The organism is Thioclava sp. GXIMD4215 (assembly GCF_045291555.1).
Classification (GTDB): domain Bacteria; phylum Pseudomonadota; class Alphaproteobacteria; order Rhodobacterales; family Rhodobacteraceae; genus Thioclava; species Thioclava litoralis.
This window is the reverse complement of the sequence record NZ_CP149515.1, coordinates 2,716,047-2,741,876: the sequence shown is the minus strand read 5'-3', so window position 1 is coordinate 2,741,876 and position 25,830 is coordinate 2,716,047. Positions and strand designations below refer to the sequence as shown.

The 25,830-nt window shown below is 62.6% G+C and carries 25 protein-coding genes and 1 other RNA gene; 12 read left to right on the top strand and 14 right to left on the bottom strand.

Annotated features, from left to right (window positions below):
- Positions 1–3: 3 nt before the first annotated feature.
- Positions 4–1,074, top strand: coding sequence for a hybrid-cluster NAD(P)-dependent oxidoreductase (locus WDB86_RS13720; RefSeq protein ID WP_339107949.1), 1,071 nt, complete (start codon positions 4–6; stop codon positions 1,072–1,074).
- A gap of 304 nt (positions 1,075–1,378) precedes the next feature.
- Complete coding sequence (locus WDB86_RS13715) at positions 1,379–2,404, top strand: hypothetical protein (protein ID WP_406736169.1); 1,026 nt, start codon at positions 1,379–1,381, stop codon at positions 2,402–2,404.
- Here WDB86_RS13715 and WDB86_RS13710 read toward each other — a convergent pair whose 3' ends face one another.
- From WDB86_RS13710 to WDB86_RS13675, 8 genes are all read right to left on the bottom strand, one after another.
- Positions 2,405–3,481: a DUF1513 domain-containing protein gene (locus WDB86_RS13710; protein ID WP_406736168.1), complete on the bottom strand. Its 1,077-nt coding sequence runs from the start codon at positions 3,479–3,481 to the stop codon at positions 2,405–2,407.
- A gap of 1 nt (position 3,482) precedes the next feature.
- Positions 3,483–4,472: an imelysin family protein gene (locus tag WDB86_RS13705; RefSeq protein WP_406736167.1), complete on the bottom strand. Its 990-nt coding sequence runs from the start codon at positions 4,470–4,472 to the stop codon at positions 3,483–3,485.
- Complete coding sequence (locus WDB86_RS13700; RefSeq protein ID WP_406736166.1) at positions 4,472–5,887, bottom strand: di-heme oxidoredictase family protein; 1,416 nt, start codon at positions 5,885–5,887, stop codon at positions 4,472–4,474. The genes WDB86_RS13705 and WDB86_RS13700 overlap by 1 nt, the downstream gene beginning before the upstream one ends.
- A gap of 113 nt (positions 5,888–6,000) precedes the next feature.
- Positions 6,001–7,284, bottom strand: coding sequence for an imelysin family protein (locus WDB86_RS13695; protein ID WP_406736165.1), 1,284 nt, complete (start codon positions 7,282–7,284; stop codon positions 6,001–6,003).
- A gap of 310 nt (positions 7,285–7,594) precedes the next feature.
- Positions 7,595–7,723, bottom strand: coding sequence for a hypothetical protein (locus tag WDB86_RS13690; protein WP_406736164.1), 129 nt, complete (start codon positions 7,721–7,723; stop codon positions 7,595–7,597).
- Positions 7,724–8,101: 378 nt separating this feature from the next.
- The gene (gene rpmG, locus WDB86_RS13685) at positions 8,102–8,269 is read right to left on the bottom strand and encodes a 50S ribosomal protein L33 (RefSeq protein WP_339107955.1); all 168 of its coding nucleotides are present in this window, start codon (positions 8,267–8,269) and stop codon (positions 8,102–8,104) included.
- A 191-nt stretch (positions 8,270–8,460) separates the two neighbouring features.
- Positions 8,461–8,870: RNase P RNA component class A (gene rnpB / locus WDB86_RS13680), an RNA gene on the bottom strand.
- 125 nt (positions 8,871–8,995) lie between these two features.
- On the bottom strand, positions 8,996–9,442 hold the full coding sequence (locus WDB86_RS13675) for a nucleoside deaminase (protein WP_339107956.1): 447 nt from the start codon (positions 9,440–9,442) through the stop codon (positions 8,996–8,998).
- A gap of 102 nt (positions 9,443–9,544) precedes the next feature.
- On the opposite strand from WDB86_RS13675, the gene WDB86_RS13670 reads away from it, so the two are divergent.
- From WDB86_RS13670 to WDB86_RS13635, 8 genes are all read left to right on the top strand, one after another.
- The gene (locus tag WDB86_RS13670) at positions 9,545–11,212 is read left to right on the top strand and encodes a pseudouridine synthase (protein WP_406736163.1); all 1,668 of its coding nucleotides are present in this window, start codon (positions 9,545–9,547) and stop codon (positions 11,210–11,212) included.
- A 320-nt stretch (positions 11,213–11,532) separates the two neighbouring features.
- On the top strand, positions 11,533–12,444 hold the full coding sequence (locus WDB86_RS13665) for a 5-bromo-4-chloroindolyl phosphate hydrolysis family protein (protein ID WP_339107958.1): 912 nt from the start codon (positions 11,533–11,535) through the stop codon (positions 12,442–12,444).
- Between the two features lie 32 nt (positions 12,445–12,476).
- Positions 12,477–13,652 carry a toxic anion resistance protein gene (locus tag WDB86_RS13660; RefSeq protein WP_339107959.1) on the top strand — a complete coding sequence of 392 codons (1,176 nt, stop codon included), beginning with the start codon at positions 12,477–12,479 and terminating at the stop codon, positions 13,650–13,652.
- A 2-nt stretch (positions 13,653–13,654) separates the two neighbouring features.
- A complete protein-coding gene (locus WDB86_RS13655; protein WP_406736162.1) occupies positions 13,655–14,704 on the top strand; it encodes a DUF2927 domain-containing protein in 1,050 nt (349 codons plus the stop codon).
- 57 nt (positions 14,705–14,761) lie between these two features.
- The gene (locus tag WDB86_RS13650; RefSeq protein ID WP_406736161.1) at positions 14,762–16,030 is read left to right on the top strand and encodes an SPFH domain-containing protein; all 1,269 of its coding nucleotides are present in this window, start codon (positions 14,762–14,764) and stop codon (positions 16,028–16,030) included.
- Between the two features lie 34 nt (positions 16,031–16,064).
- Positions 16,065–17,201 carry a primosomal protein N' (replication factor Y) - superfamily II helicase gene (locus WDB86_RS13645; RefSeq protein ID WP_406721178.1) on the top strand — a complete coding sequence of 379 codons (1,137 nt, stop codon included), beginning with the start codon at positions 16,065–16,067 and terminating at the stop codon, positions 17,199–17,201.
- Positions 17,202–17,299: 98 nt separating this feature from the next.
- Positions 17,300–17,749 (top strand): D-aminoacyl-tRNA deacylase, encoded by a 450-nt coding sequence (gene dtd / locus WDB86_RS13640; protein ID WP_406737055.1) that lies wholly within the window; start codon positions 17,300–17,302, stop codon positions 17,747–17,749.
- Positions 17,750–17,889: 140 nt separating this feature from the next.
- Complete coding sequence (locus WDB86_RS13635; RefSeq protein ID WP_339109535.1) at positions 17,890–18,468, top strand: thymidine kinase; 579 nt, start codon at positions 17,890–17,892, stop codon at positions 18,466–18,468.
- A 117-nt stretch (positions 18,469–18,585) separates the two neighbouring features.
- Here the strand turns inward: WDB86_RS13635 and WDB86_RS13630 are convergent, their stop codons facing one another.
- From WDB86_RS13630 to gltX, 4 genes are all read right to left on the bottom strand, one after another.
- Positions 18,586–18,921 (bottom strand): tRNA-binding protein, encoded by a 336-nt coding sequence (locus tag WDB86_RS13630; protein WP_339107963.1) that lies wholly within the window; start codon positions 18,919–18,921, stop codon positions 18,586–18,588.
- Positions 18,918–19,730, bottom strand: a complete 813-nt coding sequence (gene proC / locus WDB86_RS13625; RefSeq protein WP_406736160.1) for a pyrroline-5-carboxylate reductase — start codon at positions 19,728–19,730, stop codon at positions 18,918–18,920. Before proC ends, WDB86_RS13630 begins: the two co-directional genes overlap by 4 nt.
- A 28-nt stretch (positions 19,731–19,758) precedes the next feature.
- Positions 19,759–20,259: a YbjN domain-containing protein gene (locus tag WDB86_RS13620; protein ID WP_339107965.1), complete on the bottom strand. Its 501-nt coding sequence runs from the start codon at positions 20,257–20,259 to the stop codon at positions 19,759–19,761.
- 577 nt (positions 20,260–20,836) lie between these two features.
- Positions 20,837–22,162: a glutamate--tRNA ligase gene (gltX, locus tag WDB86_RS13615; RefSeq protein WP_406721180.1), complete on the bottom strand. Its 1,326-nt coding sequence runs from the start codon at positions 22,160–22,162 to the stop codon at positions 20,837–20,839.
- A 237-nt stretch (positions 22,163–22,399) separates the two neighbouring features.
- On the opposite strand from gltX, the gene WDB86_RS13610 reads away from it, so the two are divergent.
- Positions 22,400–23,353: an MBL fold metallo-hydrolase gene (locus WDB86_RS13610; RefSeq protein WP_406736159.1), complete on the top strand. Its 954-nt coding sequence runs from the start codon at positions 22,400–22,402 to the stop codon at positions 23,351–23,353.
- A gap of 118 nt (positions 23,354–23,471) precedes the next feature.
- Here WDB86_RS13610 and WDB86_RS13605 read toward each other — a convergent pair whose 3' ends face one another.
- Both WDB86_RS13605 and WDB86_RS13600 read right to left on the bottom strand, forming a co-directional pair.
- Positions 23,472–24,467, bottom strand: a complete 996-nt coding sequence (locus tag WDB86_RS13605) for a DUF6976 family protein (RefSeq protein ID WP_406736158.1) — start codon at positions 24,465–24,467, stop codon at positions 23,472–23,474.
- 14 nt (positions 24,468–24,481) lie between these two features.
- On the bottom strand, positions 24,482–24,691 hold the full coding sequence (locus WDB86_RS13600; protein WP_339107969.1) for a hypothetical protein: 210 nt from the start codon (positions 24,689–24,691) through the stop codon (positions 24,482–24,484).
- Between the two features lie 145 nt (positions 24,692–24,836).
- Between WDB86_RS13600 and WDB86_RS13595 the strand changes: the two genes are divergently transcribed.
- Positions 24,837–25,781, top strand: a complete 945-nt coding sequence (locus WDB86_RS13595) for a 1-phosphofructokinase family hexose kinase (RefSeq protein ID WP_339107970.1) — start codon at positions 24,837–24,839, stop codon at positions 25,779–25,781.
- The last annotated feature ends 49 nt before the right edge of the window (positions 25,782–25,830 follow it).

The following is a 25,830-nucleotide window of genomic DNA, read 5'->3' as shown; positions in this document are numbered from 1 at the left end:
TTAATGACCCTCATCCCCGGCGAAACCGCGATCAAGATCTGGAACGATTCAGAAGAGCTGGAATGCGTCTCGGTGCTGCCCGAGGTGCCCAATGTGATGACCTTCTGTTTTCAGGCACCTTCACGGGCGATCTTCGACTACCAGCCCGGCCAGTTCCTGACCTTGGAAATTCCGGTGCCGGGTGGGCCTTTGTACCGCACCTATACGATCTCGTCCTCGCCCTCGCGGCCGATGTCGATCACCGTGACGGTCAAGGCCCAGCCCGAGTCCATCGGGACCCGCTGGATGTTCGACAACCTCAAACCGGGGATGAGGATCAAGGCGATCGGCCCCACCGGCAGCTTTACCAACGCCAATTACCCTGCCGAAAAATATCTCTTTATCTCGGCGGGTTCGGGCATCACGCCGATGATGTCGATGACCACGCATATGTATGACCTTGGCCGCGATTGCGACATTGTTTTTGTGAATTGCGCCCGCCGCCCGTCAGAGATCATCTTCCGCGAACGGCTGGAACATATGGCCTCGCGGGTACACGGGATCGACCTGAAATGGGTTGTCGAAGGGGCGGATAAATACGAACCCTGGACCGGATATCAGGGCTTTTTCAACCAGTTGATGCTGGGCCTTATGGCGCCCGACTATCTCGAACGCGAGGTCTTCTGCTGCGGCCCCGAACCCTTTATGACCGCCGTGCGCGAAGCCTTGGCGGGCCTTGGCTTCGATATGGACCACTACCATCAGGAAAGCTTCAGCGCCCCGATCGAGGAAGTGCGCGACATCCCCGAAGACGAGCTGCCCGAGGAAGGGGCCACCGCCGAAATCGAGTTCTCCGGCTCCGGCGTGACACAGAAATGCGCCGAGACCGATACGGTTCTGGCGGTTGCCCGTCAGGCGGGGCTGAATATTCCTTCGGGCTGCACCTTCGGCGTCTGCGGCACCTGCAAGATCAAGAAGGTCTCGGGCGAGGTGCATATGGTCCATAATGGCGGCATCACCGAAGACGATATTGCCGAAGGCTACATTCTCGCCTGCTGCTCCAATCCGCGCGGGCATGTCATTGTTGACGCCTGAAGGCCTGAGGGCCTGAGCAACGGCAGATCAACCTGTCAGGCCGTGCGGCGGTGCCGTGCGGCCATTTCACGTGAATCATCGCAGAAAATGCGACGCCGCGCCCAAAAGATCACCAGCCGCGATCACAATTTCCCTTCCGGTCCGGCGAAAACTTGCCACCTACCCCGAGTTTTTGTTACCTTCTGCTTATACCAAAAGACGATAACAAAACGGACCCGCAGATCTGCCATGCGCGTGGCAGAGATTTCGGCATCATGCCCTGCGCAATCCGTTATCAGGCACGAAGCAACCAGTGAGGCGTTCCATGAACGGACGGACGCTTGCGCGCGGCATTCTTTTGCCCGCGATCATATTCGGGATCATGGCTGCTCCTTTCGGGGCGACAGCCAGCGAGGCCGATTGGCCGACGGCGCGCGAAACCTCTGTCGCGCTTGCGGGATTGCAGAAGATGCGTCAGGACAGGCTTCTGGCGCGCCAGCCCAATGTGCTGGATTTCATGTTTGAAAACAGCAAGGACCGGATCTTCGATGCCCATCTGACCGATGATCTCGGCAATCTGAAATTCAATACCGCCAAGGGGCAGCGCAGCTGGGCGGTGGTCGAGTCCAACTGGACCCGCAGCGATGAGACCGCGTTGCAATACAGCTTTGTCGCCTTTGGCGGGCATACCAAGCTGAACGAGCAGATCTATGTCGGCGCGATGGCCCAGCTGGATGCGGCAGAGCGCCGTATCGATGATGGGGCCTCGGGCGAAGGCTATGGCTTTCTGGTCGGCCCCTATCTGGCGGGCAAGGTGCCACAGACCGAGCTGGACTGGTCGATGCGGCTGCTGCACGGGGCCACCAACAACCAGTTCGCGCCCGACGGTTCGATCCAGCGCCGTGCCCGCGCCGAACGCACGCTGTTTCAGGCCCGTATGGAAGGCCGCTTTGAAATGGGCACAACAGAATTGACGCCGAATATTTTCGCCAGCCATGTCAATGAGGTGGCCCACCAGTTCAAGATTGCCAGCGGTGCGCTAGTGGATGGTGACCGGCTGTCCCTGTCACAGCTTTCGGCAGGGGTGGAGTTCTCGCATCCGCTCGAAAGCAACTGGGCCAAGATGGGGCTGACCGGACAATTCGCGCTTGTGGCCCAGCACAGTGTCGGCACCGGTCTGCTGGACGAGGCCTACCCCTCGACCGACTGGTTTACCTCGCGCGTCGAGCTGGGGCTGGATCTGGACCGCAAGGGGCTGGGCAATCTGAGCACCCGCATCGGGCTGGACGGGGTCGAGGGGGATCTGACCGACCAGATCCACCTCTCGCTGAAATTCGAGCGCAAGCTGTAATCAGACCCCGATCGGGATCAGGTGGTTATCCCATGCCACATCCGAGCGCTTGAGCGGCACGATACCCTGAGCGGTGATCTGCGACACAAGCCCCGCGCCATCGGTTGCGGTGAACCCGCCCTGCTTGCAGACCCCAAGGCCGCAGACATCGGCACGGCGCACCGACCAAAGCGCCTCGCCTTCCGCCGAATAGGCCTGCACCATGCCGCCACGCGGGCTGGTGATCGCCACCTCGCGCCCGCCCTGCCCGAAAGCCACCGATCCGGCATAGCCCTTCATGGCAAATTCCTCGCCCGGCAGGGGGTCGGCCAGAACCACCTTCTGGCCGCGGTCATGCAGGCCCAGCAAAGGCACCGGCTCCATCAGATCGCCCTGCCACTGCATGCAGAACGCCACCCGCCCGTCACCGCGCACCGACAGGTGGCGGATCGAGTTCTGCCACAGCTCGGGCTCAAGCTCGACGACCTCCAGCACCTCCCCCTCGGGCGAAAGATAGCTCAGGTTCGGGCGCATCGTGTCGATATTCAGCGGCGTGCGGTCGCTGGGGTCGGTCTGGATCCCGCCATTGGCCACCACCAGAACCTCTTGGCCGGGAAGGCGCAGGATTTCATGCGGGCCGATCCCGTTCGAGGCGAACTCCCCCACCCGCACATAGCCGCGCGCCACATCCCAGATGCCGATCCGTCCTGCGGAGCCTTCGGCCACCACCTCGGAGGTATAAAGCCGCGAGCCATCCCCCGAAAACGCCCCATGACCGTTGAACTGACGCCCCTCGGGCGGGGTCAGCCGCGCCACAAGCCCGCCCGTCACACAGTCGATCACCAGCGCGAAGGTCCCCGGACGGCGGGCAAACGCCACGGCCTCGGGGCGGTCGGGATGGGCGGTGGCGGCATGACCACGACCGGGCAGCGGTTGCGTGAAAAGCGGTGCGCCTTCTGCCGTCAGCCCCCAGATCGCATAGCTGCCATCGGGCGATTTCGCGGCGGCCAGAAAGGCGGGATTGCCCGCATCGGCCCAGCTCAGACGTGGAACGCTCACCGCTGCGGCAAGGCTTGCAAGAAAATGACGCCGTTTCATCCTAGTCTCCATCCGCTGCGTTAAAGCCCACATTCACCCCCAGCAAAGGCCCCAGCTCGGCCTGCATGGCATCGACCGTCAGCCCGATCTGCTGTTGCACGATCTCGACCTTCAGCCGCGTCATCGGGTCATCCACACCGGCAAAAACCGGATCATCCAGATCCTGCGCCAGCTCGATCGCCCTTGCGAAGGCCGCATCGGTCTTGGGGGTCTCGCCCATGCCCTGCGCCAGTTTATCGGCAAAACCTTTGAGCGCCTCCAGCGACAGGATCACATTGCGCAAAGACCGCCCCGAGGCCAGCATCTCGGCCCGTTCGGGGCGCGGATGCTCGAAGCTGCCCAAAGGACGCCCCAAGCGGATATCCTTGTCAAATTCGAGCCCCGTCACCAGCTGGGTATAGAGCGCCTGCCGCGCCTCGGATTCGGTCAGATACAGGCTGTGCCCCTCGGCACCGGGGGTAAGCAGTTCGTCGGCAAAGCCGTTCTGCCAGCCGACCTCGGTGTCGATCGCCATCTGCGCCAGATCGGAGGCCATCGCGGCGCGCAGCTTGCAGGTATACGCCTCATCGCTTGCCAAGGGGCCATAAAGCAGATGTTCCAACCCGAAGAACCCCCGCACCCCGATCGAGGCCTTGCCCAAGGCGGTGGCATCGGTGAATTGCGGATCCTGCGCCTTGATCAACGCCGAAAGCTGGCGGCGGCCCGTGGCTTTGGCATCGGGCCAGAACGCAAAGGCCAGCGCCCGCCCCTGCTCTTCCACCGGCCCCAGACGCAGGAAACTGACCCCCATCCATGCATCGAAGGCCGTGTTCCAGAGCGGTTGCATCGCCGCAATCGAGCAATCCGCCTCGGCCCCTTTCTGCAGGGCAACCGCCGCATCCGACAGCGCGGCATATGCGGGCAGCACATCATCGGTAACCGTCGCGCGCACATCGGCCACAGCAGGCAGCGCCAAGGCAAGAAACGGCAGGGAAAGCAGGACAGAACGCATTACAGGGTCTCCAGAAAACGGATCAGGTCGGCGCGGGATGCGGCAGGCAGCGCCAGATATCTATCACGGGCAGCCCCTGCCTCGCCACCATGCCAGCGGATTGCCTCGTCCAATGTGGCCGCACGGCCATCATGCAGAAAGCGCGGCGCATGGCCGGTATTTTCCTGTGTCAGCCCGATCCCCCAAAGCGGGGCCGTGCGCCATTCGTGCCCCGAGGCGACCCCTTCGGGGCGGTGATCGGCCAGCTCCTCGCCCATGTCATGCAACAGCAGGTCACTATAGGGCCAGATGAGCTGATGAGAGGTCACCGGATCCTCGCTGGTCGCGGTGACGAATTTCGGCACATGGCAGGCATGGCATTGCGCCTGATAGAAGGCCTGCTTGCCGCGCAGAACCTGCGGGTCCGCCACATCGCGGCGCTTGGGTACCCCCAGCCAAGTCACGTAATCAGTGACCGCTCGCAGCGCCTCGGTGGAGACTTCGGCATTGTCGCGCAGACCCACATCGATGCCGTCGGGCAGCTCCAGACAGTCCGTCTGCGTCAGGGTGCAATCGCCCGAGCCTTCGGGGAAAAGCACGCTCGACAGCCCCATATCCTGACTGAACGCCTGCGCCGTCATATCCACCAGCCGCGCCATGCCTGCCTTATGCCCGAACCGCCCCAACCGGACCGCACCATCGGGGCCAGGGGCATATTGCGCCCGCCCCGAGATCCCGTCGCCATCGGCATCCTCGGGGTCGGCATGCATTAGAATATCCGCCTCGGGGATCGCCTCCAGCAGCCCTAAGCCGATGATCTGCGGTGCCACCCGCAGCGAGGTCAGCACCTCGGGCGGCAGATCAATGCGCGGCGCGGGATAGCGCAGGCCGTGGGCCTCGATCCACTCCAGCTCCAGCCGCCCCTCGGGCTGCAGCGATGGCACCGCCCGATCCTGCAACTGCCAGCCGAAGTCATAATCGGGGATCATCCCGTGCCAGCCCTCGACCCCGAAGGCCCCGTCTTCCGCGCGGTAACGCCGCGAGAGTTTCAGCACCATGCCCGAAATCCCCTGCCCGTCCTCGGGGCGGCCCCGCCCGTTGCCCGGATGGCAGTTGGCACAGGCGCGGGCATTGAACAGCGGCCCCAGCCCGTCCGAGGCGCGCGTGCTGGAGGGCGCGGGCACCCAGAGCTTTTCAAACAGCGCCTCGCCCAAGGTGAAGGTCATGCGCTGCGCAGCGGGCAGACTGGCTGCAGGCCTGTCAAAACGGCGGGTCGCAAGGCTGCCCGCCCCGCCCGGATTGGCCTCGTAACGCTCGGCGGTCGTGAACTGGCGGACAGGCTGCACAACCGATATCGCCTCCGTCCCGCCCGCACAGGCGGCCACCGGCAGACACAGAACGGGCACAAGCACGGCCGGTGCAATAAAAGCGGACAACAAAGACCTGATCATGACCCTCACATCACAAAAGCCCGCGGCATCGCTGCCGCGGGACATTCAGGACCGTGATGCCGGAAAATATGGGCCTATCTTCCGGCAACCCTGCCCTTTTACTGGAACACCGCATCGGGATTATCGAGACTGTCCGACCCTTCGATCTCGACCTCGGCCCCTAGCACCGTCACCGCCCGTTCGATGGTACGGGTCTGGGCAACCAGCGCATCCACTAGGCCGGTCACCAATGCCGCCCCCTCGTCATTGCCCAGAGCGATCATCTGGTCATAGGCCATGCCGCTTTCGGCTTTGGCCTTGATCGCGGCAGCGGCCGCCACCGACGCATCAAGATCCTTGGTCAGCTGCGCATCCACATCCGCATCCTTGGCCGCAACCAGCCCCGAAAGCGATGCCCCTTCCACAACCGAACCATCCACGCGGGTATACTGGCCGGTATAGACGTTACGAATCCCGACAGCATCATAGTAATGCGACAGATGGGTCATATCCGAGAAGCAATCATGCTCTTCTTCCGGATCATGCAGCATCAGGCCCAGCTTGGTCCGCTCGCCCGCCAACTCGCCATAAGACAGCGACCCCATGCCGGTCAGAATCGTCGTGATCCCCGCCTCGGCATCGTCGGTCAGGGCCTTGCGCGCCGCCCCGTCCTCGTCCCAATGACCGACCATCTCTTTCAGATCCGCGACCAGCAAGGCGGAAGCGGCCTGCAGATAATCGGCACGGCGGTCGCAATTCCCCCCCGTGCAGCCCTCGCCCTGAACATAGTCGGTATAGGGGCGCGCACCGGCCCCTGCCTCGGTGCCGTTCAGATCCTGCCCCCAAAGCAGGAATTCGATGGCGTGATAGCCGGTGGCCACATTGGCCTCGACGCCCTCGGCCTCCTGCAGGGTCTCGGCCAGAAATTCGGGCGAGATCGTGCTGGCATCCACCGGCTGCCCGCCAATGGTCAGCGATTTATTTGCAATCACATTGGCCAGCGCCAGATCGTTTTCCTCGTTATTGGCGGCGGAATCCTCATCGACATAATCAATCAGCCCCTCGTCCAGCGGCCAGGCGTTCACACGGCCCTCCCAGTCATCCACCAGCGCATTGCCGAAACGGAAGGCCTCGGTCTGCTGATAGGGCTTACGGGCGGCGATCCACGCCTCTTTCGCGGCGCTCAGATGCGCCTGCGTGGGGGCCTTGACCAGCGTGTCCACAGCCGCTTCCAATGCCTGAGCCGTCAACAAACTGTCTTCATAGCCCGCCTGTGCGATATCGGCATAGGTCTTGATCACCGCCTCCGCGCTTGGCGCGTCCGCATAGGCCGTCACCGGAGCCATAAGAGGGGCCACAACAAGAGCAGTACTGGTGATCAGCGCGTGCAGACGACAGGACATAGGATTCCTCATATCAGTGAAACTTCTACTTCACGCATAAGTGACCTATTTTGTCAGCTTTGTAAATCCGATTATTTTACTCGGGAAGCGCCAGCACCTCCGGACGGAATGTGCCTGCCCCCCGAGGTCGTGCCTCGTAGGGCGTGGCATGGCCCAGCCCCGCCGCCACAATCCGCCGTCCCAAAGCCTAGCCCAGCCAACGCGGCAGCCCCCTCCCCATGAACCACTCCGAAGGATCATAGGCACGGCCAAACCCCTCCAGTTCCCGCGGAATATAGGGTCGCTGCTCGGCCTCACTCACTGCAAATTCTCACGGCGCAGGCAGCACATCCAGCACCTGATGCACGAAAAGCTGCGCCAGCCCTTCGCTCACCAGAGCTTCCTCCAGACTGCGGCCATAGCCCGGACCAGTCCCCGCGTCGGACGTGGTGATATTCATGCAAGAGCACCCGCAAAAGATCGCCCCGCAAGGCCGCAGGATCCTGTAACACTTGGGGATGCAGATAGACCTCGATCAGACCGGACGCCGGAGCAAAGCCACTGCAACGGAATCGCTCCGGCAGCCAGTCAACCACACGCATGACGACATCCGCCGAAGAAACCGGCCGCATGGTGCCAAAAGCGCCTCGGCCTGCACCAGCGCCGATAGAATCGGCTCCCGCGCCGCGCCACACGCATTACGGGCATCCAGAAAATGGCGCAAAGGCGTCGGGCATCCTGCCAGACTGGACCAAAGGCCCGCCCCCGCAAGACCCCGCCCCGCCAAACAGCAAAAAGCCGCCCGAGGGCGGCCTTCGCTTCGTCAGAAAGACAGATCTTACTTGATCTTGCCTTCTTTATATTCGACGTGCTTACGCACAACCGGGTCGTATTTCTTCACGACCATTTTCTCGGTCATGGTACGGGCATTCTTCTTGGTCACATAGAAGTGCCCGGTGCCCGCCGTCGAGGTCAGACGGATCTTTTGCGTCGTCGGCTTCGCCATGTTTCATCTCCTGAGCCAGGCAGCCAGCATCGCGCGACCACCATCGAAATCCTTGAAGCCCGCCTTTTAGTCAGACTCACCCCAGAGTCAACAGCCAAATGCGCGATCTTCCCGAAATTCGACATAACACATCCCCAAAGCCGCTCTCTCACGACATGCCCCCTCTGGCAGACGGCGGAAAAGGGCAGAATTTGCGCAGGCGGTCTATAAGCCGGATTCTGTTCAGGGGTTACCCCCGTCGATGACCATTCCTCTAGGCCTGCAGTTGCCTGCAGGCTCAAGCTGCCAACCCGGATCACTCGGGGCGAAGCTCCCCTACCGTCAGACAGATGCCTGCGGCACGCGATCCCTATTCGGCGTTGCTCCCGGTGGGGCTTGCCATGCCGGTCCTGTTACCAGTCCCGCGGTGGGCTCTTACCCCACCGTTTCACCCTTACCCGTGCCAAAGCAGGGCGGTCTGTTCTCTGTGGCGCTTTCCCTAGGGTTACCCCCGCCGGGCGTTACCCGGCACCGTCACTTCATGGAGTCCGGACTTTCCTCGGCGATCCGGCTGTCTGCAGATACAGAGCTACGTAATCGCCGCGGTCATCCGACCCCCTGCGCAAGCCCGCCATATGCCGGATCGCGCAACAGCGTCAAGCAAAACCGCCTGCGTTCCAGCTGCCCGAAATATCCTGGGGTGAATTCGACGCAGTCGAAGAGGGGCAAAGCCCCTTGCCCCGCCCCCTATCGCCGCGCGGCAAAGAAAGCACGCAACAGCGCCTCTGCGGGTGCCGCCGAAATCCCGTCATAAACCTCGGGCGCATGATGGCATTGCGGATGCGAGAACACCCGCGCGCCCTGCGCCACCCCGCCCGATTTCACATCCGCCGCACCATAATACAGCCGCCCGACACGCGCCGCCGCAATCGCCGCCGCGCACATCGGGCAGGGTTCCAGCGTGACATAGAGATCATACCCCACCAGCCGCTCCGACCCGACGGCATGACAGGCCGCGCGCAAAGCCAGAATCTCGGCATGGGCGGTAGGGTCACAGAGTTCGCGCGTGCGGTTTCCGGCGCGCGCCACCACCTCGCCCGCAGGCGAAACGATCACGGCTCCCACCGGAACCTCGCCACGCAAAGCCGCCGCCCGCGCCTCTTCCAGCGCCTGATCCATGAAACTTCTGAACATATCTCCTCTTGGACGCGAAGCTTCTTATATGCAAGGCTCTTCCCACAGGAGATAAGACACTATAGAGAGGCGCCTTCAAGACCGCCTCGGGAGCCGCCTGCCATGACCAATGATTCCAACAATACGCCGAAACCGGACAATACGCCCTCTGCCGCAAGCTCTGGGGGCGAGCGTATTGCCAAGGTCATCGCACGTTCGGGCGTCGCCTCGCGCCGTGATGCCGAAAAACTGATCCTTGCAGGCCGTGTGGCGGTCAATGGCAAACAGGCCGCATCTCCGGCGCTGGATGTCACCCCCAAAGACAAGGTCACCATCGACGGCACGCCGATCGATGCACCGCAGGAAACCCGCGTCTGGCTCTATTACAAGCCGCTGGGTCTGGTGACCACCGAGAAAGACGAGCAGGGCCGCCGCACTATCTTTGACGAGATGCCCGAAGGCATGCCGCGCGTGCTGAATGTCGGCCGCCTCGATCTCAACTCCGAAGGCCTGCTGCTGCTGACCAATGACGGGGCGCTCAAACGTCGCCTCGAACTACCCGAAACCGGCTGGCTGCGCAAATACCGCGTGCGGGTCAATGGACGCCCCACGCCCGACACCTTCAACCCGCTGCGCGCGGGGATCACCATCGACGGCACCGAATTCCAGCCGATGGACATCACGCTTGACCGCCAGCAAGGCGCGAATGCATGGCTGACCGTCGGCCTGCGCGAAGGCAAGAACCGCGAGATCCGCCGCGCCATGGCCGAAATCGGCCTGACGGTGAACCGCCTGATCCGCGTCAGCTACGGCCCCTTCCGCCTCAACGAAATGCAGCCCGGCGATGTGATGGAAATCAAACGCCGCGTCCTGCATGACCAGCTGGGCAGCCTGCTGGAGGATACGCCCGGCGCACAACCTGCCGACCGCAACAAGCCCGCAGGCCGCCGCGACGACGGCGAGCGCCCGCGTGGCCGGTTCGGGGAGCGGGGCGATCGCGGGGAACGGGGTGGCAAACGCTTCGACCGTGCACCGCGGGACAACGAAGACGGGCGCGGCGACGGGCGCGGCAAACCCGAACGCAGCTTTGGCCGCCAGAAAGATTTCAGCGCCCGTGGGGACCGCCCCGAGCGCGGCGACCGTTTCGAACGCGCGGACCGTGGCCTGCGGGCCGAAGGGGAAGACCGTCCCCGCAAGCAGCGCTGGTCTCCCGACAAGCGGCAGGAAGAGCGGAACGCACCGCGCGAAGACCGCGCCGACCGCCCGCGCCGCGACGGCGATGACCGCAAGTTCGGCGATCGCAAGTTTGGCGACAAGAAATTCGGGGACAAGAAATTCGGGGATCGCCCGCGCCGCGACGGAGGCGAAGGCCGCAGCTTCGGTGAGAAGAAATTCGGCGAGCGCAAGTTTGGCGACAAGACGTTTGAGGATCGTGGCCCGCGCGGCGATGGCAAAAGCTTTGGCAAGCCGCGTCGCGAAGAAGGCGAGGCCCGTTTCGGGGACAAGCCCCGCAAACCGCGTTTCGACAACGGCGACGACCGTGGTCCGCGCCGTGACGGCAACCGCGATGGTGGCAACAAGCCGCGCAGCTTCGGCGGCGGCGACAACGAGCGCGGCGGCTTCAAGGGCGGCCCCAAACGTGACGGCCAGCGCGGCGAGCGCAACTTCGGTGGCAAGCCGGGCGCAAGCAAATTTGGCGGCAAGTCGGGGGGTGGCTTCAAGGGCGGCCCCAAACGCGACGGCCAGCGCGGCGATGGCCCCAAAGGGCCGCGCAAACCGCGTAGCGAATAATCCTGTTACGGCGCCAAACCCGATTTGGCGCCGTTTCTTTTTGGGCAAAGCGCAGGTTCTTTTGAGACAAAGCGCTGGGGCCACGCCGCAATGCCGGTTTCTTGCAGCCCCGATACGCGCTTTTCTGCCACCCCCCTCTGGCAGAGCCGTGCCATTATACCTATTCTTCGCTTAAGATGAGCGTCGCTGATGATCGCTTGACCGAACCTGCTGAACCGAAGAAAAGGGGGCCCTATGTCGCACAAAGCCATTCAGCGCATCGCATTCCTGCTGATGCTGGCGCTGACGCTGAAAATTGCGATGACAGGCAGCGTCTGACGATGGCCCGCCGTTTCTCTGGCAAATACAGCCCCGAAGCCCCGCACCATCCCGACCGTCTGAACGGGCAGGAAGACATTCCGACCGAGCGCCTGCCCAGACCGGAACACCCCTATGAGGGCCGTCCGTTCTGGGTGGCCATCTGCGCCCTGCCCTTTTTGTTCGGGGCATTCGGGGCGGGGCCTGTGGCTCTGGCGCGCGCGATCATGGCATTCGGCCTATGTGCAGGCGCCGCGTTCCTGATCCGCGAAGGATTACGGGCGCAGGCCGCCTATGAGGCGCGCCGTGTGGCCCGCCGTCCCGCCCTGCCGCGCAAGATCCTTGGCGCGATGGGCATCGGGCTGGGTCTGGCGCTCGGGGCGCAGGAGATGGGCCTGCTGGGTGCGCTTGGCAGCGGCCTTATCGGCACAGCGCTGGGGATCGTGGCTTTCGGGTTGGACCCTTTGAAAAACAAGGGCATGGATGGTATAGACCCGTTCCAGCAGGAACGCGCCGCCGAGGCGGTGGCGATTGGCGAGGAGCATCTGGCGGCCATGCGGGCGGCCATTGCCCGCGCCCATGCCCCCCAGCTTGAGGCCCGTGTGGAAATGTTTGCCACCCGCGCCCGCGATCTGTTCCGTGCGGTCGAGGAAGACCCCAACGATCTGCGCGCCGCACGCCGCTACCTGACCCTTTATCTGGAAGGCGCACGTGATGCGACCATCCGCTTTGCCGATCTCTACGCCCAAAGCCCCGATCCCGCCGCCCGCAGCCGCTACGAGAGCCTGCTCGACGATCTCGAACGCAATTTCACGGCCAAATCGCGCCAGCTGATCGAAAGCGGGCGCGAAGGGTTGGAGATCGAGATCGACGTGCTGCGCGAACGGCTGGAACGCGACGGCATCGCCCCGACCTTTTCCCGACATCATGACTGACGCTATTACGTCCTGCCAAGGAGACCGATAAGATGAGCGACACGACCCGCGAAGCGGCCGCCAAGAATATCAGCGAGATCGAACAGGTTGCGGCCCTGCGCCTCCCCGATCCGCAAGAGGTCGGTCTGGCGCTCGACAAGGCCGAGGCCCCCACCGCCATCGAGATCCGGTCACGGATGAACGAGGTCGACCTGACCGATTCCAACACCATTCTGCGCTTTGGCACCCGCGCCCAGTCGGAGTTGCAGGAGATCAGTCAGGCGATGCTGGTGGATGTGAAAAACAAGGATACCGGCCCTGCCGGTGATAGCCTGCGCCAGATCGTCACCACGTTGCGCGGGTTTTCGGTCAGCGAGCTGGATGTGCGCCGCAAGCAAAGCTGGTGGGAACGGCTGATGGGGCGCGCGGCGCCCTTTGCCTCGTTCCTTGCGCGCTATGAACAGGTGCAAAGCCAGATCGACAAGATCAGCGATGTGCTGCTTTCGCATGAAACGAAGCTGCTCAAGGATGTCAAATCGCTTGATCTGCTTTATACCAAAACGCTGAAATTCTATGATGAACTGGCGCTTTATATCGCGGCCGGGGAAGCCAAGCTGGCCGAGGCCGATGCCACGATCATTCCCGCCAAAGAGGCGGAAGTGGCGCAGGCCGCCGAGGGCGACAAGCTGATCCGTGCCCAGGAGCTGCGCGACATCCGTGCCGCACGCGATGATCTGGAGCGCCGCGTGCATGACCTGAAGCTGACCCGTCAGGTCACCATGCAGTCGCTCCCCTCGATCCGGCTGGTACAGGAAAACGACAAGGCACTGGTCTCCAAGATCAACTCGACCTTGGTCAATACCGTGCCGCTGTGGGAAACCCAACTGGCACAGGCCGTTACGATCCAGCGCTCGGCGGAGGCCGCAGGCGCGGTGAAGGCCGCCAATGACCTCACCAATGACCTGCTGACCGCCAATGCCGAGAACCTGCGTCAGGCCAACCAGACCGTGCGGCAGGAAATGGAACGCGGCGTGTTTGACATTCAGGCCGTGAAACAGGCCAACGAGACCCTGATTGCCACCATCGAGGACAGCCTCTCGATTGCCGATGAGGGCAAGCGCCAGCGCGCCGAGGCCGAACGGGAACTGGTGGAGATGGAGGGGCGTCTGCGTGACACGCTGGCCTCGGCCCGCAGCCCGCGTCCCGCCGCGCAACAGGGAGCGCGTTAAGAATGACCGGCGGCGCAAGCGAGACCTTCCGGCGCGGTGCCCTATCCCGCCTGCCCCATCCGCTCGGGGCGGTGGTCTCTTCGCGCCATAGCCGCATGTTGCGGGCGATGGGTGTGGGGCTTTGCCTGCTGGCCGTCGCCGGATGTTCGACCCTACCCTTTTCCGGCCCTGCCGCGCAGAGCCCGCGCAAGACGCCCCGCCCGCAAACCGCCCCGCAGGACCTGAACGGCGCGAAGGTCGCCCCGCGGTCCCCCGACAGCATCGCGCTGGCCGCTTATTTCCAGCAGGTGCAGGACAATCTGCTGTCACAAGGGCTGATGCGCACCGATGTGGCCCCCCGCGATGCCCCGTTCCACCGCAGGCAGCTGATCGACAATTTTGTCAATATCGCGCTTTATGATGAATACGAGCATCGCAATGGCGCCTTTGTTGCAAAGCAGACCGCTTCGAAGCTGCGCCGCTGGGAAGAACCGGTGCGGATGGATCTGCATTTCGGGGCCTCGATCCCCGAGGCGCAGCGCCAGAAAGACACCGCCACCGTGCGCGCCTATGCCGGAAAGCTGGCGCAGATCACCCGCCATCCGGTCAGCCTTGTGCCCGATCGGGGCAATTTCTCGGTGCTGGTGCTGAACGAGGACGAACGCGAGGGCTCTGCCGCGCTATTGCGCAAGATGGTGCCGGGCATTGATGACAGTTCGGTCAATGCGATCACCAATCTGCCCACCACCACCTTCTGCGTGGTCTTCGCCTTTTCCGAGGGCGACAAATCCGCCTATTCGCGCGCAGTGGCCATCATCCGCGGCGAACATCCCGATGCGCTGCGCGAGAGCTGCTTTGACGAAGAGCTTGCGCAGGGCCTGGGGCTGGCCAATGACTATCCCCGCGCCCGTCCCTCGATTTTCAATGATGACGAGGAATTTGCACGGCTGACCCATCAGGACGAGCTGATGCTGAAGATGCTCTATGACCCGCGGTTACGACCGGGCATGACACAGGACGAGGCGATGCCCGCCATCCGCGAGATCGCGGCAGAGCTGACCCCGAATGACTGACCTATCGGGGCAGGCCGTTCGCCCGCCCCGTCGATTTTATGAACCGGAGACCGGATAATGGGTATTCTCGATTTCCTCAGCGGCGAATTCATCGATGTCATCTCCTGGGTGGATGACACCCGCGACACGATGGTCTGGCGGTTTGAACGTCAGGGCCATGCCATCAAATATGGTGCCAAGCTGACGGTGCGCGAGGGACAGGCCGCCGTCTTCATCCATGAAGGCCAGCTGGCCGATGTCTTCACCCCCGGTCTCTATCTGCTGGAAACCAACAACCTGCCGATCCTGACCACGCTCCAGCATTGGGATCACGGGTTCAAATCACCCTTCCAGTCCGAGATCTATTTCGTCAATACGACCCGTTTCACCGATCTGAAATGGGGCACCAAGAACCCTGTCATCACCCGTGATCCCGAATTCGGGCCGGTGCGGCTGCGCGCCTTCGGCACCTATGCCGCCAGAGTGAGCGATCCGGGCAAGTTTATCACCGAGATCGTGGGGACGGATGGCGAATTCACCTCGGACGAGGTGAGCTATCAGCTTCGCAATATCATCGTTCAGGAGTTTTCGCGCGCACTCGCGGGGTCCAATATTCCGGTGCTGGACATGGCGGCCAATACGGCGGATCTGGGCCAGCTTGTGGCCGAGGCGATTGCCCCGACCATTGCCGAATACGGGCTGAGCCTGCCCGAGTTCTATGTCGAGAATATCTCGCTGCCGTCCGAAGTGGAGAAGGTGCTCGACAAGCGGACTTCGATGGGCATCGTGGGCGATCTGAACCGTTATATGCAGTTTAACGCGGCCGAGGCGATGGGGCAGCCGGGCTCGGGGGCCGCAAGCGGCATGGGCGCGGCCATGGGGGCGGGCCTTGGCGCGGGAATGGGCATAGCGATGGGCCAGCAACTGGGCAGCCAGCCTTTGGCCGGACCTTGGGGATACGGGCAGGCAGGGCAGCTTCAGGCCGGGCAGCTTCAGGCAGGGCCGGCGCAGACACAAACGGGGCCGTGGGGCCAGATGCCAGTATCGCAGCAAGGGGTTGCGCCCGGGCAAGCCCGCGCGCCCCAGGGCGGAGGCGGCGCGGCTGTCGCCGCGCCGCCTCCGCCCCCACCTCCCGCCGTAGAGAAGGTGTGGCATATGGCCGTCAACGGACAGACACTCGGGCCTTACGGGCGCGGACAGCTGGCCCAGATGAAAACGGACGGACAATTCTCACGCAGCTCGCTTGTCTGGGCCCCCGGACAGGATGGTTGGAAAACGGCAGAAGAGATCGCCGAACTGGCGCAGCTTTTCACGATCGAGCCGCCACCTCCCCCGCCCGGTCACTGAGCGAACGTCCTGCCAAGAGAAAAGGCCCGAGCCGATGAAACTGCCCCGAGTGGCCCGCCCGACGGCAGACAAGCCGCGTGCAAAGCCCCCCCAGATCTATCCCTGCGAGGCCTGTGGCGCGGATCTGCGCTTCAATCCCGGCGAGACACGGATGGTCTGTGACCATTGTGGCCACATGCAGGACATTCCCGCCATTCTCCATCGCGGGGAGAGCGGTCTTCGTGAGCTACCGCTGGCACCGGTGCTGGCCAATGGTCTGCCCGAAACCCAAAGCCATGAAAGCCGCCATCTGTCCTGCCCCAACTGCTCGGCCCAGATCGAGCTGGGGCCGGACCAGCACGCCACGGAATGTCCGTTCTGCGCGACCCCGATCGTGACGGATGCCGGCGATATCCGACAATTCCGCCCACAGGGGGTCCTGCCCTTTGCCGTCACCGAAACGGAAGCCCGCGCAGCCCTGACCAAATGGCTGAAGGGGCGCTGGTTTGCCCCCAATGGTCTGGCCGAATTTGCGCGAAAAGGGCGTAAGATGACCGGCGTCTACGCGCCGTTCTGGACCTTCGATGCCCGCACCCGCACCCGTTATTCCGGACAACGCGGCGATTATTATTACGAGACCCGTCTAGTTACCGTCAACGAGAACGGCCAGACCGTGCGCCGCGAGCAACAGGAGCGCCGTATCCGCTGGACACCGGTGGCCGGTCAGGTGGGGCGCGATTTCGACGACGTGCTGGTCTATGCGGCACGCTCCCTGCCCGCCCCGCATGTGGGAAAGCTGATGCCTTGGAACCTCTCGCATGTAGCAGGCTATGATGCGAGCTTTCTGGCGGGGTTTTCTGCCGAGAATTATACCGTCGAAGTGCCGGAAGCGCATCATCAGGCCCAAGCAAAGATGCTGCAGGTGATCCAGAGCGATATCCGTCGCGATATCGGCGGTGACACACAAAGGATCGCGGCAATGGACCCGCAATTCTCTGACGAGACCTTCAAGCATATCCTGTTGCCAATCTGGTCCGCCGCCTACCGGTTCCAAGGCAAAAGCTACCGGTTCATCGTCAATGGCCAAACCGGATGCGTCTCGGGCGACCGGCCGTGGTCGGTGTGGAAAATCGCGCTTGCGGCCGTCGCGGTTGCAGTGATTGCGGGGCTGGTGCTCTATTTCTCGCGCTAGCCTGTCGCATCCGGCTGCCGAATGCCGCATGCAGGGCACGCGTGACGGCGCGCGCCCTGCAGTATATCCCAGAACACACCTATATGAAGGTCAAACCCATGCGCGCCCTGCTGCAACGTGTCACCCAAGCCAAAGTCGAAGTGGAAGGCCGGATCACCGGCGAAATCGGGGCCGGCCTGCTGGTGCTGGTCTGCGCGATGGAGGGGGACGGCGAAATCCAGGCCGAGAAACTGGCCGCGCGTGTCGCCAAGCTACGGATATTCAAGGACGAGGCGGGCAAAATGAACCGTTCCGTCAGCGATATCGGCGGGGCCTGCCTTGTGGTGAGCCAGTTCACGCTGGCTGCCGATACACGCACAGGCAATCGCCCGGGCTTTTCGACGGCAGCCGCCCCCGACACCGGCAAACATCTGTACGAACATTTCAGCAAGGCACTGCGCGCGTTGGGGCTGCCGGTGGAAAACGGCATCTTTGCCGCCGATATGGCGGTCAGCCTTACAAATGACGGACCCGTTACCATCTGGCTCGACACGGCGGATCGCGGCTGAAACACGCCACACGGGTCACACATCCCTGCAGGGATGTGGCGGGGCCGCGGGGGTTCGATACCCGCGCGGCCCCGCATCCGCCGCCCGGCACCGCCCTGCGTCCTCTTGCCCCGCAGCCCCCACAGGGCTATCCCCCAACTATGGCCAAGCTGTATTTCCATTATTCAACCATGAATGCCGGCAAAAGCACGATGCTGCTGCAGGCCTCCTACAATTATGTCGAACGCGGGATGCAGACGCTCTTGGTAACGGCCAAGCTGGATACCCGCGCAGGTCAGGGCCGTATTGGCAGCCGCATCGGCATCGGCGCGGATGCCGCCTGCTTCACGCCCGAAACCGACATGTTCACCCTGATCCGCGACCGCCTCGAAGAGGGGCCCTGTGCCTGCGTTTTTCTTGACGAAGCGCAGTTTCTTACCCGCGATCAGGTCTGGCAACTGGCCCGCGCCTGCGACGATCTTGACATTCCGGTCATGTGCTACGGACTGCGCGTTGATTTCATGGGGGAGCTTTTCCCGGGCTCGGCTGCATTGCTGGCTCTGGCCGACGACATGCGCGAGGTCCGGACAATCTGTCATTGCGGGCGCAAGGCGACGATGGTGGTGCGGATGGGACCGGATGGACAGGCGCTGAAGGGCGGCGAGCAGGTACAGGTCGGGGGCAACGAAACCTATGTCTCCCTCTGCCGACGCCATTGGCGCGAAAAGATGGGCCAATAAAACAAACGCCTCCGGCAGGTTGCGCGCGAGCGCGGCGAAGCCGCGCCTCGCGCGCCCCGGGGCGCGCCGCTTCGCGGCGCGCAACCCTTTGGCAGACCATGCACTCGAAGCCAAAGATCAGTGGAGACGCCCCCCGAGAGGCACAGCAAGATCCGGCCCGATCAGCACCACGCCGCCCTCCTTATCCGGCACCCCGAGCACCAGCACCTCCGACTTCACCGGACCAATCTGGCGCGGCGGAAAATTGACAACCGCCAGAACCTGCTTGCCGACCAAATCCTGTGGCTCGTAATATTTGGTGATCTGCGCCGAAGACCGTTTTTCCCCGAGCTCTGCCCCGAAATCGATCCAGAGCTTGATCGCGGGCTTGCGGGCCTCGGGGAAAGGCTCCGCGCGGGTAATCTGCCCCACACGGATATCAAGCTTCAGAAAATCGTCGAAGGTCGCGCTCATGCGCCGAGTTCCCGCCCACGGTCGGCAGCGGCTTTGACCGCCCGCTCCAGCAATGCCGGAAACCCCTGCGCCTCGTCCATCAACACAGCCAGAGCCGCCGCCGTCGTACCACCCGGCGAGGTCACATTGACCCGCAACTGGGCCGGATCCTCGGGCGAGTCTTCTGCCAGTTGCCCTGCCCCGCCAACGGTTGCCTTGGCGAGCGTCATGGCCAGCTCCGCCGGAAGCCCTTGCGACACCCCCGCCGCCGCCAGCGTTTCGATCAGATGGAAGACATAGGCCGGACCGGATCCGGACACAGCCGTCACCGCATCCATCTGCCCCTCACTCTCCAGCCGGACGACCTGCCCGATTGCCCCGAGCAACCCTTCGGCAATCCGGAGATCGGCGTCCTGCGTCATCGCATTCCCGCAAATCGCGGTGATCCCCCGCCCGATGGCGGAAGGCGTATTGGGCATCGCCCGCACGATCGGGGTCTTCGCCCCCAGAATCGCCTCATATTTTGCCAAGGTCAGCCCCGCCGCGACCGAGAGAAACAGCGTATGGCCATTTCCCAGCGCGGCCAGTTGCGGCAAGGCCTCACCCATCTTCTGCGGCTTCACCGCCAGCAGCACCACGGCGGGCGCGGCCGGCAGCGGCGCATTGATCCGCACACCGGTGCTTTTGACCCAGTCCGAAGGGCGCGGCGCGATCACGGTGACCGATTGCGGATCAAGCCCGCCTTTCAGCCAGCCCGCCAGCATGGCCGACCCCATCTTGCCACAGCCCAGAAGCACCAGACCACGTTCGGAAATATCGGAAAAATCCATTTTGCCCCCTTCTTTATCGGGGCAAAGATTAGGCGCGTCCGTAGGCCTCTGCAATGGCCACCTGAATGGCATCTGCCGCCGTGCGATTGCCCCAGCACCCCAACTGGAAGGCCGGATAGAAACGCTCGGCCGACATCAGCGCGGTGCCGATCATCTCGTCGAGTTGCTGGATCGAGGCGCATTGCCCGCCGGTCAGCACCAGACCATAGCGCCATGCCATCAGACGCTGTTCGGGCCAATAGACAAAGCCCCCCGACCAGACCTGATCATTGGCACGGTTGAGCATGTCGTAAAGCACCGGCAGACGCTCGGCAGGCGGGTCCATCTCGAAGGTCATGATCAGGCGCAGCATCTCGTCCTGATCGGACCATGCCAGCGTCAGCGAATAGCTGCGCCATTGGCCCTCGACGACCATTGCGATCTGGTCATCCGTCACACGATTGAATTCCCAGGCATGGGCCTCGGCCAGATCCTCGACCACATCGATCGGGTGGGCGTCGTCGCCGATATAATCGTCGCTGAGTGCCATATGTCTGGTCCTTCTGCTCTTGTTCATTCCCCTGCGATGAACCGCAACGGGTTGTCGTGCATACTAGAAGCGGCGGGGCCGTTTCCTATTCATACCAGATATCGTGACTTGTGTGAAACAGGGTGTAAACGAGATAGTAGTGGATAACTTCTGCTCCGCCTACGATATCTGGGGATAAAAACCCTTACCCCCCGCATATCTGGACGAATCCCGGTGCGAACCTGTGGATAACTCCACGCGGCCTTCTCCGGAATGTTTCACGGGACTAGGGATCGCCTGACTCGCGGGGGATTCGCAACCACCGAATCGTTTTTTTATGAAACTTCAAAAGCTTGCCGATTCGCCTGTGACGAATCCGCCACCTCTCCGCCTGACGGAACACGCCAGGGTTCCACGCGGCGCATCACCAGCACGACACAGGATCAGAGCGCCTGTCACTTTTTCGTGCCCCGTTTGAAACATCGCCCCTTTCGGCTTTGGCCGAACGGGACCCGCCCGATGCACAAGGCCGTAGCACATGCAAAAGCCCCCGAAACCTGTTCGGGGGCTTTCAGAAACATCCATGCGGTCGTTACGCTTACGCGCGGGCGCGCACCTTGTGCAGCAGCGGCATCAGCTCGCCCATATCGGGACCATGATCCATGCCGGTGATCGCCTTGCGCAGCGGCATGAAGAGGCCCTTGCCCTTCCGGCCCGATTTCTCCTTCATCGCGCCGGTCCACTCTTTCCAAGTGGTCTCGGTGAAGGGGCCTTCGGGCAGTTCAGCCAGTGCCTCGGCCACGAACGCGCGATCCTCCTCGGCAATCATCGGCTCGGCACCGTTGAGACACAGATCCGCCCAACCCGCCAGATCGGACAGCTTGTCGATATTCTGCGAGGCGACCTTCCAGAACTGCTCAGCCTGCTCGGCAGGAATGCCCAGCGCAAGGATCTGGTCCTTCACATCCGCAAAGGGCAGTTGCTGATTGCGGGCGCGGGTCAGCGGGATCAGATCGGCGCTGTCGAATTTCGTCGGTGCCGACCCGAAATGGCTCAGATCGAAGCCGTCAATCAGCTCTTCCATCGACATTTTCAACTCGACCGGCTGGCTGGAGCCCAGACGCGCCATCATGGACAGAAGCGCCTCGGGGGCCACACCGGATGCCCGCAGATCGCGGATCGACAGCGCGCCCAGACGCTTGGACAGCTCTTCGCCATGCGGACCGGTCAGCAGCGAGTGGTGCGCGAAATTCGGCGGCGTGCCACCGATGGCACGGATGATCTGGATCTGCGTCGCCGTATTGGTGACGTGGTCGCCCCCGCGCACGATATCGGTGACCTGCATATCGGTGTCATCGACCGAGGATGCGAACGTATAAAGGATCTGCCCCGAGGCCTTGATCAGCACCGGGTCCGAGACCGACGCCGCGTCGATCGACAGATCGCCCAAGATGCCGTCATGCCATTCGATGCGTTCCAGATCCAACCGGAAGCGCCAATAGCCTTGGCGGCCCTCGTCACGATAGGCCTGTTTCTCGGCTTCGGTCAGATTCATCGACGCGCGGTCATAAACCGGCGGCTTGCCCATATTGAGCTGCTTCTTACGCTTGAGGTCCAGCTCGGTCGGGCTTTCGAAACATTCGTACAGACGCCCTGCGGCCTTCAGCTCTTCGGCCACGGCATAATAGCGGTCGAAGCGCTTGGACTGGTATTCCTCGCGGTCCCAGGTAAAGCCCAGCCATTCGAGATCTTCTTTCAGACCATCGATATATTCCTGTTTGGACCGTTCCTGATCGGTGTCATCAAGGCGCAGAATGAACGTGCCCCCCTGCTTGCGGGTGATGAGATAGTTCATCAGCGCGGTGCGCAGGTTGCCGACATGGATATAGCCGGTGGGCGACGGGGCGAAACGTGTAACGGTCATTCAAAGTCTCCTGATGCGGCCTCCGTCTTCCATAAAAGTACGAATTTGTCCATATCCTCAAGACAAACCATAGCTCAAACCCGCCCTGCGCCCCACGCCCTAACAGACATCCAGACCACCCAGGGCTAAGCGCTCCGGAAAGGCTTCGCCTTTTTGAATGCGTCACGCAGGCGTGAGTCGCAATTCAGCGCCGCGCCTCTAAGTTGGTCATGCAACTGGTTTTGAAGGAAAAGACCCATGAGCACCCATTTGACACGCCGCAACGCCTTGCTGACGGTCGCGGTAGCGCCGGTTGTTGGTGCAACACTCACCTCCACAACAGCCTTTGCCCAGACAGACGAGGCCAGCATGCCCAGCCAACCTGCGGCCATTCCGGCCTATCGCCGCTTCGTGATCGGCGATCTGACCGTCACCACGCTTCTGGCAGGCACCAAGCTGCTGCCGGAGCCGCATGGCACCTTCGGCCTGAATGCCTCGGATGGGGAATTCACCGCCCTGTCCGAAGCCAATTTCCTGCCCACGGACCGCGCGCTGAACAGCTTTACGCCGGTCGTAGTGGAAACAGGTGATGCAAAGATCCTGTTTGACACGGGGCTGGACGCCGAGGGCCTGACCGGCGCCATGAAGGCCGCCGGAGTTGCACCGCAAAGCATCACCCATGTGGTGATCACGCATATGCATGGCGACCATATCGGCGGCTTGATGGGAGAAGACGGACCGACCTTCCCCGATGCAACCCATATCACCGGTCAGGTCGAATGGGATTACTGGTCGCAGACCAAAAATGCCGGATTTGATGCAAAGCTGCGCCCGCTAGAGGATCGCTTCCAGTTCATCAATCCTGACGATGAATTCCTGCCCGGTTTCAAGGCCGTCAACGCCTACGGGCATACGCCCGGAATGCTGGCCTATTGGATCACCAGCGGCGGGCAGCAGCTTGTCCTGACGGCGGACACGGCCAATCACTATGTCTGGTCCCTGCAACGCCCCGACTGGGAGGTGCGGTTTGATATGGACAAGGAAAAGGCCAAAGAAACCCGTGACCGGCTGCTCAAACGCGTGGCCGAAGCCCGTGTCCCGTTTATCGGCTACCACATGCCCTTCCCCGGCTTGGGCTTTTTACACCCCAAGGACGAAGGCTACGAATTCGTACCTGCGAGTTACCAGTTCAACCTGCCGAAGGACGTCTGAACCCGATGGCCTTGGGGGCAGCCTTATGGGCCGGAATCCCCCGCTCGAAAGGTAAGGGGCACTTCAGGAGCCAATGCGAAAGGCCCGCCAGTCCGGCGGGCCTTCTTTACGTTTTCTCTCAGGCAGCGTCGGTATCGGTGATATCCATACGCACCAGTGTCTGGTTGAGAAGGATATAGGCAATCTCGCCGAAGGTGACCGGACCGGTGAAATTGCCGGTGCGCTGGCCTTCCAGCTCGCCATAGAGATAGTTGAGGATGCAATTACAGGAATACTGCCCCTCTCCCGCATTGCCCGCGCCATCGGCAAAGGCCTGCGCATAGCTGCCAAGCGCATTGGCCATACGGTATTCCACCCCTTCGACCACCGGCGCGTAGAACTTCACCTCGCCGCTTTGCGTATCGACCGACTGGATCGAGACATTGACCATCGCACCGGAATAATTGGCCACCAGAGGCAGACGGGTATCGATTTTATTGTCTTCGATATATTGCGCGAAATCGACCTGCTGACCGTTCACCTCAGCGGTTACCGCCGAGAACCCGTCTTTCTGGAAGCGGAAGGTCAGGTCTTTCTGGTCGCCTTGCGCAAAGATATTGAGGATATCCAGATCGGCCTTGGCATCCGCCGGCAGGCCCACATGCAGCAGCACCGCCCCTTCGTCATAGCCCTTACCCGTCCTACCATCGAAAATCATCGGGGCCTTCTTGCCCAGATCATCCAGATGCACGCCGGTAATCCAGCCCGCCAGAGGCTGGTTGAACAGGTTGTCATAGGTCTGGCCTTCGACGGCAAAGTTCGAATGCGCCACCGAGAAGGCCGGAATCATGATCATCGTGAACCCATTGGGCTTATAGCCTTCGGCAATGGTGTTCAGCCCGTCGACCCCGACATAGCGCACAGCCACTTCGGCGGCGCGATCGAAGGTTGTGCAGAACAGCTTGTCACGCACCACGGCGCCGCCTTGATCGGTGACAAAATACACCGTCGTCCCGCCGATCCAATTCCCCTTGGGCAACTCGCGCAGAAGCTCTTCCGCCCCGGCGATGACCATCGTGGCACCGTCTTCGATCCGTGCGGCAACATCCGCCACAGTCAGCATTTCATTTTTCATGGGAGGCTCCAGCTTCAGAATTTCGCCATATCGGCAGTAGCAAAGGGATTCTTCGCGACGAAATCACGCAGTTCCCCGATTTTGGCCGCCAGAGCAGCGGGACTTGCGGCAACTTCACGACGCAACCGCGAGACCATCAGACGGGTCGCCAACGAGGTCGCAGACAAATCGGACTCGGAAGTCAGAACGCGCTTCCAGCGCGGGTCATTCGTATCAGGGATCATAACGTCTCTCCTCAACCTTATGCCGCCATGTAAACCACACACTCTTAAGTTTTGCTTTCGCAAGGTAAGCTCAGCTATGAATCGCCCCATTTCCCAGAGGGTTTTCTTGTTTTAAGGTAAACGCTTCAATCATCAGGAAATTGCCATGACCCCGATCCTGACCGTGACGCTTAACCCCACCGTGGATCTGTCCATCGCCACGGCCCATGTGCAATCCGAACGCAAGCTGCGCTGCACCAACCCTGCCGAAGATCCGGGGGGTGGCGGCATCAATGTCAGCCGCGCGATTGCCGCGATGGGCGGCCAGAGCACGGCCTTTGTCGCGCTTGGCGGGGCAACCGGCACGAAGGTCGCCGCGCTTCTGGCGGCACAAGGCATCGGGCTGGTGCCCTTTGCCGCGCCGGGGGAAACGCGCCAGAGCCTGACGGTCACGGATGAAAGCACCGGCGAGCAATACCGCTTTGTCATGCCGGGGCCGGACTGGTCGGCGGCGGATGTGGGGCAGGTGCTGGAACAGATCGCCCGAGCCATGCCCGAGAGCGGCATTATCGTGCTGTCGGGCAGCCAACCGCCGGGCTTTCCCGAGGACTTTCCCGCCCGCCTTGCCTCGCTGGTTGCACCACATCATGCGCGCGTGTTTCTGGATACCTCCGGCCCTGCCCTGCGCCAGCTTCTGGACGGGCGGCATCAGGCAGCGGATCTGCTGCGGATGGATGATCTGGAGGCCGAAGACCTTGCAGGCCACCCCCTTCCCGCCCGCACGGATACCGCAGATTTCGCACAACACCTGGTGGCCAAGGGCTTGGCCCATGCGGTTTTGATTGCCCGTGGTGCAGAGGGCAATGTGCTGGCAACGGCCAGCCATCGCTGGTTTGCCACAGCGCCAAAGGTGCCGGTCGTGTCGAAAGTCGGCGCGGGCGACAGCTTCGTGGCAGGTTTCACCCTTGCGCTATCTCGCGGGGCCCCCCTGCCCGACGCCCTGAGATATGGTGCCGCAGCCGCAGCGGCCGCTGTGATGACCCCTGCAACGGAGCTTTGCCGTGGCACGGATGTCGAGGCGCTTCTGGATCTGGAGGTATCGGCCCTCTAGCGGCCATCCGCCTGCACCGCGCAGCAGACCCGAAGCGGACAGGGCGCGC